This window comes from Solwaraspora sp. WMMA2059, from assembly GCF_027497315.1.
Taxonomy (GTDB): domain Bacteria; phylum Actinomycetota; class Actinomycetes; order Mycobacteriales; family Micromonosporaceae; genus Micromonospora_E.
Window position 1 is genome coordinate 2,329,467 of record NZ_CP114908.1, and the last position, 13,509, is coordinate 2,342,975.

At 69.7% G+C, this 13,509-nt stretch carries 14 protein-coding genes and 1 tRNA gene; 14 read left to right on the forward strand and 1 reads right to left on the reverse strand.

Annotated elements, in window-relative coordinates; genetic code table 11:
* Positions 1–89: 89 nt before the first annotated feature.
* Positions 90–341, reverse strand: a complete 252-nt coding sequence (locus O7553_RS10725; RefSeq protein ID WP_278168812.1) for a TM2 domain-containing protein — start codon at positions 339–341, stop codon at positions 90–92.
* Positions 342–600: 259 nt separating this feature from the next.
* Between O7553_RS10725 and ald the strand changes: the two genes are divergently transcribed.
* The 14 genes from ald to O7553_RS10795 all read left to right on the forward strand — a co-directional run bounded on the left by ald (position 601) and on the right by O7553_RS10795 (position 13,489).
* Positions 601–1,716, forward strand: a complete 1,116-nt coding sequence (gene ald, locus O7553_RS10730; protein ID WP_281554651.1) for an alanine dehydrogenase — start codon at positions 601–603, stop codon at positions 1,714–1,716.
* 23 nt (positions 1,717–1,739) lie between these two features.
* Positions 1,740–2,693, forward strand: a complete 954-nt coding sequence (locus O7553_RS10735) for a site-specific tyrosine recombinase XerD (RefSeq protein WP_281554652.1) — start codon at positions 1,740–1,742, stop codon at positions 2,691–2,693.
* A gap of 240 nt (positions 2,694–2,933) precedes the next feature.
* The gene (locus O7553_RS10740) at positions 2,934–3,863 is read left to right on the forward strand and encodes an AAA family ATPase (protein ID WP_281554653.1); all 930 of its coding nucleotides are present in this window, start codon (positions 2,934–2,936) and stop codon (positions 3,861–3,863) included.
* A 117-nt stretch (positions 3,864–3,980) separates the two neighbouring features.
* Positions 3,981–4,859 carry a ScpA family protein gene (locus tag O7553_RS10745; RefSeq protein WP_281555566.1) on the forward strand — a complete coding sequence of 293 codons (879 nt, stop codon included), beginning with the start codon at positions 3,981–3,983 and terminating at the stop codon, positions 4,857–4,859.
* Positions 4,856–5,692, forward strand: a complete 837-nt coding sequence (gene scpB / locus O7553_RS10750; protein ID WP_281554654.1) for an SMC-Scp complex subunit ScpB — start codon at positions 4,856–4,858, stop codon at positions 5,690–5,692. Before O7553_RS10745 ends, scpB begins: the two co-directional genes overlap by 4 nt.
* Positions 5,679–6,419 (forward strand): pseudouridine synthase, encoded by a 741-nt coding sequence (locus O7553_RS10755; protein WP_281554655.1) that lies wholly within the window; start codon positions 5,679–5,681, stop codon positions 6,417–6,419. Before scpB ends, O7553_RS10755 begins: the two co-directional genes overlap by 14 nt.
* A 99-nt stretch (positions 6,420–6,518) precedes the next feature.
* The gene (gene cmk / locus O7553_RS10760; protein WP_281554656.1) at positions 6,519–7,199 is read left to right on the forward strand and encodes a (d)CMP kinase; all 681 of its coding nucleotides are present in this window, start codon (positions 6,519–6,521) and stop codon (positions 7,197–7,199) included.
* Positions 7,196–8,581, forward strand: a complete 1,386-nt coding sequence (gene der, locus O7553_RS10765) for a ribosome biogenesis GTPase Der (RefSeq protein ID WP_281554657.1) — start codon at positions 7,196–7,198, stop codon at positions 8,579–8,581. Before cmk ends, der begins: the two co-directional genes overlap by 4 nt.
* Before the next feature lie 109 nt (positions 8,582–8,690).
* Positions 8,691–8,764, forward strand: a tRNA-Pro gene (locus tag O7553_RS10770).
* Between the two features lie 626 nt (positions 8,765–9,390).
* Positions 9,391–9,630, forward strand: a complete 240-nt coding sequence (locus O7553_RS10775) for an ATP-binding cassette domain-containing protein (protein WP_281554658.1) — start codon at positions 9,391–9,393, stop codon at positions 9,628–9,630.
* Positions 9,631–9,679: 49 nt separating this feature from the next.
* Positions 9,680–10,789 (forward strand): LLM class flavin-dependent oxidoreductase, encoded by a 1,110-nt coding sequence (locus tag O7553_RS10780; protein WP_281554659.1) that lies wholly within the window; start codon positions 9,680–9,682, stop codon positions 10,787–10,789.
* Positions 10,786–11,508 (forward strand): NADPH-dependent F420 reductase, encoded by a 723-nt coding sequence (locus tag O7553_RS10785; protein WP_281554660.1) that lies wholly within the window; start codon positions 10,786–10,788, stop codon positions 11,506–11,508. Before O7553_RS10780 ends, O7553_RS10785 begins: the two co-directional genes overlap by 4 nt.
* The gene (locus O7553_RS10790) at positions 11,481–12,767 is read left to right on the forward strand and encodes a glutaminase (protein WP_281554661.1); all 1,287 of its coding nucleotides are present in this window, start codon (positions 11,481–11,483) and stop codon (positions 12,765–12,767) included. Before O7553_RS10785 ends, O7553_RS10790 begins: the two co-directional genes overlap by 28 nt.
* The gene (locus O7553_RS10795; RefSeq protein WP_281554662.1) at positions 12,764–13,489 is read left to right on the forward strand and encodes a flavodoxin family protein; all 726 of its coding nucleotides are present in this window, start codon (positions 12,764–12,766) and stop codon (positions 13,487–13,489) included. The genes O7553_RS10790 and O7553_RS10795 overlap by 4 nt, the downstream gene beginning before the upstream one ends.
* Positions 13,490–13,509 lie beyond the last annotated feature (20 nt).

Consider the following 13,509-nt stretch of genomic DNA (forward strand, 5'->3'; position numbering starts at 1 on the left):
CGCGGATGTCGTCCGCCCGACCGCCGTTCGGCTTGTCGCAATCTCCGCTCGGCCACCGGTTACGCGGTGGTCGCCGAGCGGTCGGGTGGTCAGTCGCGCAGCGGCCGACCCTGGGCGTCGGTGCCGCCGTTGACCAGGACGAGAATCCCGTCGATCAGGCCCCAGAGCGAACCGAGGCCGCAGGTGACGACGCTGACGACCAACTGGAGTACGGCGATCTTGGTGTGGCCTGTGTAGAACCGGCCGACGCCGAAGCCGCCCAGCAGGATGCCGAGGACCCCGGCGATGATCTTGCTCTTGTCGGAGACGCCACCGGCGCCAGGATGCTGAGGAAAGGTCATGGAGCGGCAATGTAGTGACCTTGGTCCAGGTCGTCGCAGCGAAGGTCCGGATCCTGGGAAAACCGCGGACCGCGCTCACCTGGTGGTCCCTGGCCTTCACTCCATGTGATCGCCTGGGCGGTGGTCGCTCGGAATGACACACCGTCAAGCCGTGCCGTCATCGACTGTCAACGTGCCGGCTGTCGGACCTGTCGACCGGATCTAGACTTCGCCGGGAGACAAGTTCGGGCAGCGTGGCCCGCGGAAAGGTGACGGCGACGTGAAGGTTGGCATTCCCCGCGAGGTCAAGAACCACGAGTACCGGGTGGCGATCACCCCGGCCGGGGTGCACGAGTTCACCCGGGCCGGTCACCAGGTGACGGTGGAGACCGGCGCCGGCGTCGGATCCGCCATCACCGACGACGAGTTCGCCGCCGCCGGGGCGAGCATCGCCCCGAGCGCCGACGACGTCTGGGCGAGTGCCGACCTGGTCCTCAAGGTGAAGGAGCCAGTCGCCGAGGAACACCACCGGATGCGACCCGGCCAGGTCCTCTTCACCTACCTGCACCTCGCGGCGTCGCGAGAGTGCACCGACGCCCTGCTGCGCCAACGGGTCACCGGAATCGCGTACGAAACGGTGGAGAACGCCGACCGTTCCCTCCCGCTGCTCGCACCGATGTCCGAGGTCGCCGGTCGGCTGGCCGCACAGGTCGGCGCGTACCACCTGATGCGTCCCGGCGGTGGCCGCGGCGTGCTGATGGGCGGGGTCCCCGGCGTCTACCCGGCGAAGGTGGTGGTCATCGGGGCCGGGGTGTCCGGGATGAACGCGGCCGTGATCGCGGCCGGGATGCACGCCGACGTCCTGCTGCTCGACCGGGACATCAGCAAGCTGCGTCAGGCGGACGCGATCCACCAGGGGCGGATGAAGACGGTCGCGTCGAACACCTACGAGGTCGAGCGGGCGGTGATCGACGCGGACCTGGTGATCGGCGCGGTCCTGGTGCCCGGAGCGAAGGCACCCAGGATCGTCACCAACGAACTGGTGTCCCGGATGAAGCCCGGCAGTGTGCTCGTCGACATCTCGATCGACCAGGGCGGGTGTTTCGAGGACTCCCGGCCCACCACCCACGCCGAACCCGTCTACCCGGTCCACGACTCGGTCTTCTACTGCGTGGCGAACATGCCCGGCGCCGTCCCGCACACCAGCACGTACGCGTTGACCAACGTCACCCTGCCGTACGCCCTCGAACTCGCCAACCGGGGCTGGCGCGACGCGCTGCGTCACGATCGGGCTCTCGCCGCCGGTCTGAACACCCACGACGGCGAGATCACCTCCGGTCCGGTGGCCGAGGCACATGGCCTGAGCAGCCGGTCGTTGGCCGAGGTGCTGGGCTGACCGGCGACGCGCCGCCGCAGACGGTGCCGCCGGCCCCTGCGCTGCGGCACGCGGTCCGCAGCTACCTGGACCACCTGACCGTCGAACGCGGGCTGTCCCAGCACACCCTCCGGTCCTACCGGCGCGACCTGGACCGCTACCTCGGCACGCTGGCGCACCTGGGGATCGCTGAACTTGCCGAGGTGGGGCCGGTGCAGATCACCGGGCACCTCGCCGCGCTGCGGGCCGGCGCCGACGGGCAGCCGCCGCTGTCGGCCGCGTCCACCGCCCGGGCCGCCAGTGCCATCCGCGGGCTGCACCGGTTCGCCGTCCGGGAGGGACACGCCGACTCCGACGCCGGCCGCGACGTCCGTCCCGCCGTCCCGCCGCGCCGGCTGCCCCGGGCGCTCGACGTCGACCAGGTCGAACGGTTGCTGACCGCCGCCGGCGCGGTGGACGGTCCGGTGCCGCCGCTGGCCGTACGCGACCGGGCACTGCTGGAGTTCCTCTACGGCACCGGGGCGCGGATCTCCGAGGCGGTCGGTGCCGCCGTCGACGACCTCGACCTGGACACCGGGACGGTCCTGCTCCGTGGCAAGGGCGGCCGGCAGCGGGTGGTCCCGGTCGGCGGGTACGCGGCCGACGCGCTGCGGGCCTATCTGACCCGGGTGCGGCCGGCACTCGTGGCGGCGGGCCGGGGCAGCCCGGCCGTCTTCCTCAACGCGCGGGGCGGGCAGCTGTCCCGGCAGAGCGCGTGGACGGTGCTGCGGCGCGCCGCTGAGCGCGCCGGGTTGCCGGTGAGCGGGGCACATCCGGTTTCCCCGCACACCCTGCGGCACTCGTACGCCACCCATCTGCTCGACGGCGGCGCGGACGTACGGGTGGTCCAGGAACTGCTCGGCCACGCGTCGGTGACCACCACTCAGGTCTACACGCTGGTGACCGTCGACCGGCTCCGCGAGGTCTACGCCACCGCGCATCCGCGGGCCCGTGGTTGACCCGTTCCGCGAGCCTGCGGTCGATCCGTAGGCGGATGCGGGTGCGGGCGTCGGGCGTACCCGGGTCATGCCGGGTCGACACGCCGGACCGGTGTCCGCCGCACCCCGGCCGGGTGGCGTACAGTCGGGCAACGGCGCGGCTTTCGTACGGCGGCAGGCGAAGGCCCCGCAGCGGCGACGCCGCTGCAGACGCCGGTCGGCTCCGGCGCCGAGCAGTCGTCGGGAGGGGGCGCACAGGACATGGCGGGCAACAGTGACCGTGCCGAGGCGTGGACCTCGACGCTCCGCGAACAACAGGCAGGGCTCGATCTGAGCGCGGAGCTCGGTCCCGCCGATCCGACCGCCTACACCATGCGCAAGCCGATCCCCGAGCCGATGCCGACCGACCGGCACGGCCCGGCGCGGGTCATCGCGATGGCCAACCAGAAGGGCGGCGTCGGCAAGACCACCACGACGATCAACCTCGGTGCCGCGTTGGCCGAGTACGGTCGCCGGGTGCTGCTGGTCGACTTCGACCCGCAGGGCGCGCTGTCGGTCGGGCTCGGGGTCAACCCGCACAACCTCGATCTGTCGGTCTACAACCTGCTGATGCAGGACGACGTCACTGCCGAGGACGTGCTGATCAAGACCGACGTCGCCGGTCTGCACCTGCTGCCGGCCAACATCGACCTGTCGGCCGCGGAGATCCAGCTGGTCAACGAGGTTGCCCGGGAGATGGCCCTGGCCCGGGTGCTCAAGTCGATCCGCAAGGAGTACGACTTCGTTCTGATCGACTGCCAGCCCTCGCTCGGTCTGCTGGCGATCAACGCGCTCACCGTGGCACACGGTGTGCTGATCCCCCTGGAATGCGAGTTCTTCAGCCTGCGTGGGGTGGCGCTGCTGCTGGACACCATCGACAAGGTCCGCGAGCGGCTCAACTTCGACCTGGAGCTCGAAGGCATCCTCGCCACGATGTACGACAGCCGCACCACCCACTGCCGGCAGGTGCTGCAGCGGGTGGTCGAGGCGTTCGGCGACAAGGTCTACCAGACGGTCATCACCAAGACAGTGAAGTTCCCCGAGTCGACGGTGGCCGGCGCACCGATCACCAGTCTCGACCCGGCCTCGTCCGGCGCCCGCAACTACCGGCAGCTGGCCCGCGAGGTCATCGCGCACCAGGCGGAGCGCTAACCTGCGGTGCAGCTCGTCGAGCAGGTGGACTACGGTCGACGGGTGAGCGCTCCGACGGTCGACGTGACAGCTGGGCAGGTTGCCGGGACGGCACCCGGCTCCGGCGACGCCGCCGGGGTGGTCCTGCCCGGCGAGAGCACCGGATTCACCGTCCGGCTGGACAACTTCACCGGACCGTTCGACCTGCTGCTGCAGCTCATCGGTAAACACAAGCTGGACGTCACCGAAGTGGCGTTGCACCAGGTCACCGACGAGTTCATCGCCTACATCCGGGCGATGGGCGACGACTGGGACCTGGACGAGGCCAGTGAGTTCCTGGTCGTCGCGGCGACCCTGCTCGACCTCAAGGCCGCCCGGCTGCTGCCCGCCGCCCAGGTCGAGGACGAAGAGGACCTGGCTCTGCTGGAGGCCAGGGACCTGCTGTTCGCCCGGCTGTTGCAGTACAAGGCGTTCAAGGAGGCCGCGGCGCACATCGCCGAGCTGGAGACCGCTGGGGCCCGCCGCTATCCCCGCTCGGTCACCATGGAGGAGCGGTACGCGCAGGCGCTGCCCGAGCTGGTGCTCGGTATCGGTCCGGAGCGGCTCGCGAAGCTCGCGATCAGGGCGATGACGCCACGCGTCGCACCGGTCGTCTCCATCGACCACGTGCACCAGATCCGGGTGAGCGTGCGGGAGCACGCCACTCTGTTGCGTGACCGGCTGCGCCGGATGGGCACCGCGACGTTCCAGACGCTGTGCCTGGACTGCGAGTCCACCCTGGAGGTCGTCGCACGCTTCCTCGCGCTGCTGGAGCTCTACCGGGAGGGTCTGGTCGGCTTCAGCCAGGAGCAGGCCCTGGGGGATCTGACCGTACGCTGGACCGGAGGCGCCGACGGCGGCGGGGAGCTCACCATTGACGAGTACGCCGGCCACCCGGAGGAACGGGACGCCGCCGCGGCACCGGTCACCCAGCTGAAGGCCGTGCAGCCGGACGCCGTGCAGGAGGAGACCCCGTGAGCACCGACGAGCAGCCCGACTCGCTCGCCGAGCAGGCGGCCGCCTGGGTGCCACCGTGGGCGCGGGCCCCCGTACCAGCGGAACATGCCACCGCGCCCGAACCGCAGCCGCCGCCGACCCCCGAGCCTGAACCGGTCCCGGCGGCGGAGCCGGCCCCCGAGCCGCCGCCGGCGCCCGAGCCGCCGCCGGCGCCCGAGCCGGTGCCAGCCGCTGAACCGCCGCCTACAGCCGGGCCGACACCGGTGGTCGGGCCGTCGCCGGTCCGACCGGAGGCGCTGGCGCTGCTCGACGACGCCGAGTTGCGCGCCGCGCTCGAAGCGATCCTGCTCGTGGTCGACGAACCCGTCGCCGAGGTGGTCCTGGCCCAGGTGCTGGAGCAGCCCACCGACCGGATCGCCGCAGTCCTCGCCGACCTCTCCGCCGGCTACACAGCGGCCGGTCACGGCTTCGACCTGCGTCGGGTGGCTGGCGGCTGGCGGCTCTACACCCGTCCGGAGTACGCGCCGTACGTGGAGCGGTTCGTACTCGACGGGCAGTCGGCACGGCTGACCCAGGCCGCGCTGGAGACCCTCGCCGTGGTCGCCTACAAGCAGCCGGTGACGCGTGGCCGGGTCTCCGCGATCCGGGGTGTCAACTGCGACGGGGTGATCCGTACCCTGTTGTCCCGTGGCCTGATCGAGGAGTGCGGCAGCGAGCCGGAGTCCGGCGCCTACCTCTACCGCACCTCGACGCTGTTCCTGGAGAAACTGGGGTTGGACAGCGTCGAGGAGCTACCCTCGCTCGCGCCGTTCCTGCCCGACGACGTGGAAGAGATTGCCGATGCCCAGCGATGACGACAGCGGTGTACAGCGTCTGCAGAAGGTGCTCGCCACCGCCGGAGTCGGCTCGCGGCGGGCCTGCGAGGATCTGATCTTCCGACGCCGGGTGACGGTCGACGGACGCATCGCTCAACTCGGCGACAAGGTCGACCCGCGTACGGCGGTCATCCACGTCGACGGCGAACGGGTCGTCGCCGACCACCGGCTCGCCTATCTGGCGATGAACAAGCCCCGCGGCGTGGTTTCCACCATGGCAGACGAAAAGGGTCGTACCGCGTTGTCGGACCTGCTCGACCGGGTTGACCAGCGGGTCTACCACGTCGGCCGACTGGATGCGGACAGTGAGGGACTGTTGCTGCTGACCAACGACGGCACGCTGGCCCACCGCCTGATGCATCCGTCGTACGGGGTGCCGAAGACGTACCTGTGTGAGATTGCCGGCCCGGTGCCCCGGGCGGTCGGCCGCCGGCTGCTCGCCGGTGTCGATCTCGACGACGGGCCGGCCAAAGTGGACAAGTATGCGCTGCTGGACACCCTGGGTCGCACCGCGCAGGTCGAGGTGGTGCTGCACGAGGGGCGCAACCACATCGTGCGTCGGCTGTTCGACGAGGTGGGGCACCCGGTCTCGCGACTGGTGCGGACCGCCATCGGGCCGATCCGGCTCGGTGACCTGCGGCCGGGGCGGACCCGGCGGCTGAACAACGCGGAGGTCGCCGCCCTCTTCTCGGCCGTCAGCGACTAACCAGGCATGATGGACCCGGAAAGCGGGCACTCGGCAGGTGCCCTCGTGGATGCTCCCGGGACTGCCGGGGCCGGTGGTACGGAAGAGAGGAAACCGACGGTGGCTGAGCAGGCACGGACCGGGCACTTCGTGGTGGCGGTGGATGGTCCGTCCGGATCCGGCAAATCCACCGTTTCCCGGCGACTGGCCGCCGCGACAGGCGCCCGCTACCTGGACACCGGCGCGATGTACCGGGCAATCACCTGGGCAGTGCTCCGGTCTGGCGTCGACCCGCACGACACGCCCGGGGTCGTCAAGGTCGCGTCGGACGTCACCTTGACCGTCGGCACCGATCCGGCGGCACCGCACATCAGCGCGGATGGCGTCGCGGTGGACGTCGAGATCCGCAGCCAGGAGGTCACCTCCGCAGTGTCCGCGGTGGCGGCCGTGCCGGCGGTACGTGAACGGCTGGTCGCCGAGCAGCGCGCGTTGATCGATCAGCCGTCCCCGATTGTCGTCGAGGGCCGTGACATCGGCTCCGTCGTCGCACCCGATGCTGACCTCAAGGTCTACCTCACCGCGTCGGCCGAGGCCAGGGCGATGCGGCGCAGCGCCGAGACCGCCGCCGACGTAGCGGCGACAGCCGCGGCGCTGGCCCGCCGCGACCGGCTCGACTCGACCCGGGCCGCCGACCCGTTGCAGCAGTCCGCCGACGCGGTCGAGCTGGACACCACCGGGATGGGCATCGACGAGGTCGTCGACCAGCTCCGCGAGCTGCTCGTAGCCCGGACGACCCGGTGAGCGCCGAGGCAGTCCCGGACGAGCGGACCGGGCCGGCCGCCCCGGTCCCGGTGGTCGCCGTCGTCGGGCGCCCCAACGTCGGCAAGTCCACACTGGTCAACCGGATCATCGGCCGCCGGCAGGCGGTGGTGGAGGACACCCCGGGCGTGACCCGGGACCGGGTGCCGTACGACGCCAACTGGTCCGGTCGGCAGTTCGTCGTCGTCGACACCGGCGGCTGGGAGCCGGACGCCCGCGACCGCGCCGCCGCGATCGCCGCCCAGGCCGAAGCCGCGGTGGCCACCGCGGACGTCATCCTGTTCGTCGTCGACGCCACGGTCGGCTCGACCGATGTCGACGAGGCCGCGGTCAAGATGCTGCGACGCAGCGCCAAACCGGTCCTGCTGGTCGCCAACAAGGCCGACAACATGTCCGTCGAGTTGGAGTCGGCCGCCCTGTGGTCACTCGGCCTGGGCGAGCCGTACCCGGTCTCGGCGCTGCACGGTCGCGGGTCCGGCGACCTGCTCGACGCGGTCCTCGACGCGTTGCCTGATCCGCCGCCGGTCACCGAGCCGGGTGGGCCGCGCGGCCCTCGCCGGGTCGCCCTGGTCGGCCGGCCGAACGTCGGCAAGTCCAGCCTGCTCAACCGGCTCGCCCGGGAGGAACGGGCCGTCGTCGACTCCGTCGCGGGCACCACCGTCGACCCGGTGGACAGCATCGTCGAGATCGGCGGTGAACCGTGGCAGTTCGTCGACACCGCCGGGCTGCGCAAACGCGCCAACCGGGCCAGCGGCACCGAGTACTACGCCAGCCTGCGCACCGCCGGCGCGATCGAAGCGGCCGAGGTGGCGGTCGTCCTGCTCGACGCCAGCGAAGTCCTGAGCGAGCAGGACCAGCGGGTGCTGTCGATGGTCGTCGAGGCCGGCCGGGCCTTGGTGATCGCGTTCAACAAGTGGGATCTGGTCGACGCCGACCGACGCTACTACCTGGAGAAGGAGATCGAGCGGGACCTCCGGCGCATTCCGTGGGCGATCCGGGTGAACATCTCCGCCCGGACCGGCCGGTCGGTGGAGCGGCTCGCCCCGGCGCTGCGGACCGCCCTGGCCAGCTGGGAGACCCGGATCCCGACCGGCCAGCTCAACCAGTGGATCACCGCCCTGGTGCAGGCCACCCCGCACCCGGTACGCGGCGGCCGCGCACCGCGCATCCTCTTCGCCACCCAGGCCGGCGTGGCGCCGCCCCGGTTCGTGCTGTTCACCACCGGCCCGCTCGACGCCGGCTACCAGCGGTTCGTCGAGCGCAAGCTGCGGGAGGAGTTCGGCTTCGAAGGCACCCCGATCGAGGTCACGGTGCGCCCACGCAAGCAGGTGGGTCCCGGCGGGCGGGGCAAGGCCCACGGCTGAGGCCCGTCGCCGGTATGGCTGCCGTATCTCCCCGGGTGGGGGCCGCGGTGTCCTGGCCGACCGGTGCGCTACGCTGTACCGGCTGCCGCCGGCGCTGTGCCGGCTGGAGCGGGACGTGGCGCAGCTTGGTAGCGCACTTGACTGGGGGTCAAGGGGTCGTCGGTTCGAATCCGGCCGTCCCGACAGCGTGAGGGTTTCCGCAGGTCAGCGACTTGCGGGAGCCCTCTTTTCATTGCTTGGCATGGATGCCCGGTCTGGCGTGCCGCTGTTGGACCACAAAACTCGGGCAGGTTGCCATGGCACTGTTGGATCTTCAGAAGCTGACCGTAGGACTGTCCCGGACCTGGGCCGGGTCCCTGCGGGACTGGGACCGGTCGCTGCGTTCGGGGAACTATCCGGAGACGACCCGGTACAACTGTCTCCTCGCGGCGGCGCAGCTGGCGCGGTACCTGGGGGAGCACTCGCCCGACCCGGACGCCGACGACGGCGCCGCCGACCCATGCGTGGTCTGTCTTTCACTTCCACCCGAGGTTGGGATGAGGTCCGACAGGGGCGGAGTAGGTAGTTGTCACCCGTGATCTCCACGCGGAGCGGTTGATGAAACGGATGCCGTAGGTCGAGACAGGCCCGAGCGCGCGGCTTCCATCACTGGTCAACCCGCGTCCCGGCTGCCACGCCGGCTTGCTCGCACCGCCCGTGACCAGCTCGCTTGCGAATCGGTGCGCTGAAGGTGAGGGCTAAGGCGTTTATACCGACGCGAAGGCGCCGCCGAGGACGGAAGTCTTGTGCCGAGACGAGAGGGAGCCGCGATGCCCGTCAGCCCAGTCATCGAAGCCGCCCAATTGAGCGTTACCTACGGCAAGTTCGACCCCGTCGAGGAGATCTCGACCCATGTCGCGCTCTGGGAGCTCTACGCCCTCCTCGGCACCAACGGGGCAGGCAAGACCTCGACGATCGAGGTCATCGAGGGTCGTCGGACGGTGTCGGCGGGCACGGTGCGCGACTTCGGCGAAAGCCCCACGGCCCGGCGAACGGTGGCCGTCACCTAGGTGCTCGGCGGCAACGCCTGCGCGCTGAGCATCACCACATCTGGACCAGATGTCGGAGGCAGCCGAGACATTGAAGGAGTCACCCACGGTGGATGCATCGCAGATCGAGTTCGGTATCGACAGTTTCGGTGACCGCCCTCATGATGACCGGGGGGAAATCGTCTCGCACGCGAAGGCGATCCGCGCGGCAGTGGCCGAGGCCGTCCTGGCCGACCAGATCGGCATCGACGTGGTCGCATTGGGCGAGCACCACCGGCCGGAGTACGCGATCTCCAGTCCGGAGACTGTGCTCGCCGGCATCGCGACCGCCACGCAGCGGATCCGGCTCGCGTCGGGAGTGACGGTGCTGTCCTCGGATGATCCGGTGCGGGTGTTCCAGCGCTTCGCCACGATCGATGCGCTATCCAGCGGTCGCGCCGAGGTGATCCTCGGGCGAGGGTCGTTCACCGAGTCGTTCCCGTTGTTTGGGTACGACCTGAAGGACTACGAGGTGCTGTTCGAGGAGAAGATCGACCTGTTTCACCGACTGCTGGACGAGAAGCCGGTGACCTGGGAAGGCACCACTCGCGCCGCCCTGCAGAACGCGGACGTCTATCCGAAGACGGAATCGGGACGTCTGAGCACCTGGGTGGGAGTGGGCGGTACGCCGCAGTCGGTGCTCCGCACCGCGCGCTACGGATTCCGGCTCATGCTCGCCATCATCGGTGGCGTACCCGATCGCTTTGCTGCGTACGTGGACCTGTATCGACGGGCGCACCAGCAGCTCGGCACGACCGCTGCGCCGGTCGGGGTGCACTCGCCTGGCTTCGTCGCCGCGACCGACGAGGAGGCCAAGGAGCTGTTCTACCCCGGATACCGGGAGATCCGCGATCGGATCGGCACGTTGCGCGGTTGGCCGCCGCTCCAGCGGCGGGAGTTCGATGCCGACGTGGCGCACGGCTCGCTGTACGTCGGGTCGGTCGAGACCGTCGCGGCGAAGATCGCCCGCGCGGTCCGGATGTTGGACGTGGGCCGTTTCGACATGATCTACTCCGCCGCGGGGACAGTCTCCGCCGCGGCGCGGATGCGGTCGGTCGAGCTGTACGGCACGCAGGTCATTCCGCGGGTGCGTGAGCTTCTGGCTGAGCAGTCCGCAGCCACGGCGCGGGTTGCACGATGACTTCTCGTGTCACAACCGTCGGTATTCTGGGTGCCGGGAAGGTCGGCACCGTCCTGGCCCGTCTGGCCGTCGCCGCCGGCTATCGCGTCCTCATAGCCGGCTCCGGAGATCCTGAGAGGATCGCACTGACCACCGAGGTGCTGACACCCGGCGCCACTGCCGGGTGGCCGACCGAGGTCGCGGCGACCGCGGACGTGGTGATCCTCGCACTCCCATTCAGCAGGCACCGCAACCTCCCGGTAGACGAATTGAAGGGGAAGCTCGTCGTGGATGCGATGAACCACTGGTGGGAGTCTGACGGCCTCCGCGACACGATCGTCCCGCCCGGCGTGTCATCGAGCGATGCCGTGCAGCGGTTCCTGCCGGGCGCGCGGGTCGTCAAGGCGCTGAACCACATGGGCTATCACGACCTCGAAGAGGAGGCTCGTCCCGCAGGGCGGTCCGGGCGCAAGGCGATCGCGGTCGCCGGAGACTCTCCCGAGGACGTGGCTGTGGTGTCACAACTCATCAACGCGTTCGGATTCGACGCCGTGGCGATCGGCTCCCTCTCGGCCGGTGCCCGCGTCGAGCCCGGGACTGCTGCGTTCGGAGCGAATGTCGAGGCCGCCGAGCTGCGAACCCTCACCACAGCCTGCCGGGCCGTTCGGGCGCGGCCCTGCAAACAGCTTCCGCGAGAACCTGAGGAGGACAGATGCGGTCAGTCGTTCCCGACTATCTGACTGACGTACTCGCAGATGTCGAATCGGACACCTCCGGGGAGCCGGCGGGGTACATCCCCGAGCTCGCGGCGGCTGATCCTGAGCGTCTGGCAGCGGTCTTCGCCACGGTCGACGGCACGGTCCATGGTGCCGGCGACCCTGACGTCGCGTTCACGATCCAGTCGATCTCGAAGCCTTTCGTGTACGCGATGGCGCTCTCCGATCGCGGCTTTGATCGAGTGCTCGCCAAGGTCGGGGTCGAGCCATCCGGGGAGGCGTTCAACGAGATCTCCTTGGAGAACGACACGGGGCGCCCTCGTAATCCGATGATCAACGCCGGCGCGATCACCGCTCACTCACTTACCGGTCCGGAAAACGTGACGCCCGTCGAGCGGGTCGACCGCGTCGTCCAGGGGCTTTCGGCGTTCGCTGGCCGTCAGCTGACAGTCGACGAGACGGTGTGCGCATCCGAGATGGAGAACGCGCACCGCAACCTTGCCATCGCGTACATGCTCCGCAGCCACGGCATCCTCACCGAGGACCCCAGGGCCGTCGTCGATGGCTACATCCGTCAGTGCTCGGTCCTCGTGACCACCCGGGATCTGGCGATGATGGCGGCGACGCTGGCCAACCGCGGGGTGAATCCCCTGTCGGACGAGCAGGTGGTGGACGGGGCGGTGGTGCGTCAGGTCCTGAGCGTCATGGCCACCTGCGGGATGTACGACGCCGCCGGCGACTGGGCCACGCAGGTCGGCATTCCAGCGAAGAGCGGTGTGGCCGGGGGACTGATCGGTGCACTCCCCGGTCAGCTCGGCATAGCCACTTTCTCGCCACGACTGGACAGGCACGGCAACAGTGTTCGCGGAGTGTCGCTGTTCGAGCGGTTCTCGGCAGACATGGGACTGCATGTGATGGAGGTCCCGCCTGCGGCGCGCGCGGTCGTGCGTTCCAATCGGGTACGGGGTGACGGAGCGGACGCGACCCGGGTTCTCCGGCTGCAGGGCGGAATCCACTTTGCGGGAGCAGAACGGATCGTGCGCGAGGTCGTGGAGAGCGCGCCTTCGGAGCCCCGAGTGGTCCTCGACGTCTCCCTGGTGCACTCTATCGACGACGTGTCCCGACGAATGCTCCTGGAAGTCGCGCGTCGGCTCCGCCTGAACGGTCACGAAGTCTATCTCGTAGATCCGGAGATGATGATCCCGGACCCCGACCCTGGCGACGGGGTCCGGCTCGCGGTCATCGATGTCATTGCTCAATTGCGACCAGGAAGGACATCATGACCGCGAGGATCATCGAGAAGCCCGACTTTACCGGGCTGCATGCGATGTATATCAACTGCACCCTCAACCGTTCCCCCGGCCGGAGCCACACCCAGGGGTTGATCGACCGCAGTGTGGCGATCATGGCGGCGAACGGGGTCAGCGTGGACCAGATTCGCGCCGTCGACCACGACATCGCCACCGGCGTGCGACCGGACATGACCGAGTACGGGTGGGACACCGACGAATGGCCCGCGTTGCTGACCCGGGTGCTGGCAGCCGACATCCTGGTCATCGCCGGTCCGATCTGGCTCGGCGACAACAGTTCGGTGACCCGCCGGGTGATCGAGCGGCTCTACGGCTACTCCGGTGTACTCAACGAGCAGGGTCAGTACGCCTACTACGGGCGGGTCGGTGGCTGCCTGCTCACCGGCAACGAGGACGGCCTGAAGCACTGCGCCATGAATATCCTCTACAGCTTGCAGCACATCGGCTTCACCATCCCGCCGCAGGCCGATGCGGGTTGGCTCGGCGAGGTCGGTCCCGGCCCGTCCTACCTCGACGCGGGTTCTGGCGGGCCGGAGAACGACTTCACCAACCGCAATACCGCGTTCATGACCTACAACCTGCTCCACCTCGCGTCGATGATCCGTCGTGCCGGCGGGTTCCCGGCCTACGGCAACCAACGCACTGTCTGGGACGCAGGAGTCTATCCGGACACGGCCAATCCCGAGTACCGCTGACCCGACGACCGTCACCTCTC

What these genes read in the sequence shown, in the direction of transcription:
- O7553_RS10725 (WP_278168812.1), bottom strand. Translation starts at nt 341, where the DNA reads ATGACCTTTCCTCAGCATCCTGGCGCCGGTGGCGTCTCCGACAAGAGC.
- O7553_RS10740 (WP_281554653.1), top strand. Translation starts at nt 2,934, where the DNA reads ATGGCGGGCAACAGTGACCGTGCCGAGGCGTGGACCTCGACGCTCCGC.
- O7553_RS10755 (WP_281554655.1), top strand. Translation starts at nt 5,679, where the DNA reads ATGCCCAGCGATGACGACAGCGGTGTACAGCGTCTGCAGAAGGTGCTC.
- O7553_RS10775 (WP_281554658.1), top strand. Translation starts at nt 9,391, where the DNA reads ATGCCCGTCAGCCCAGTCATCGAAGCCGCCCAATTGAGCGTTACCTAC.
- O7553_RS10780 (WP_281554659.1), top strand. Translation starts at nt 9,680, where the DNA reads ATGTCGGAGGCAGCCGAGACATTGAAGGAGTCACCCACGGTGGATGCA.
- O7553_RS10785 (WP_281554660.1), top strand. Translation starts at nt 10,786, where the DNA reads ATGACTTCTCGTGTCACAACCGTCGGTATTCTGGGTGCCGGGAAGGTC.
- O7553_RS10790 (WP_281554661.1), top strand. Translation starts at nt 11,481, where the DNA reads ATGCGGTCAGTCGTTCCCGACTATCTGACTGACGTACTCGCAGATGTC.
- O7553_RS10795 (WP_281554662.1), top strand. Translation starts at nt 12,764, where the DNA reads ATGACCGCGAGGATCATCGAGAAGCCCGACTTTACCGGGCTGCATGCG.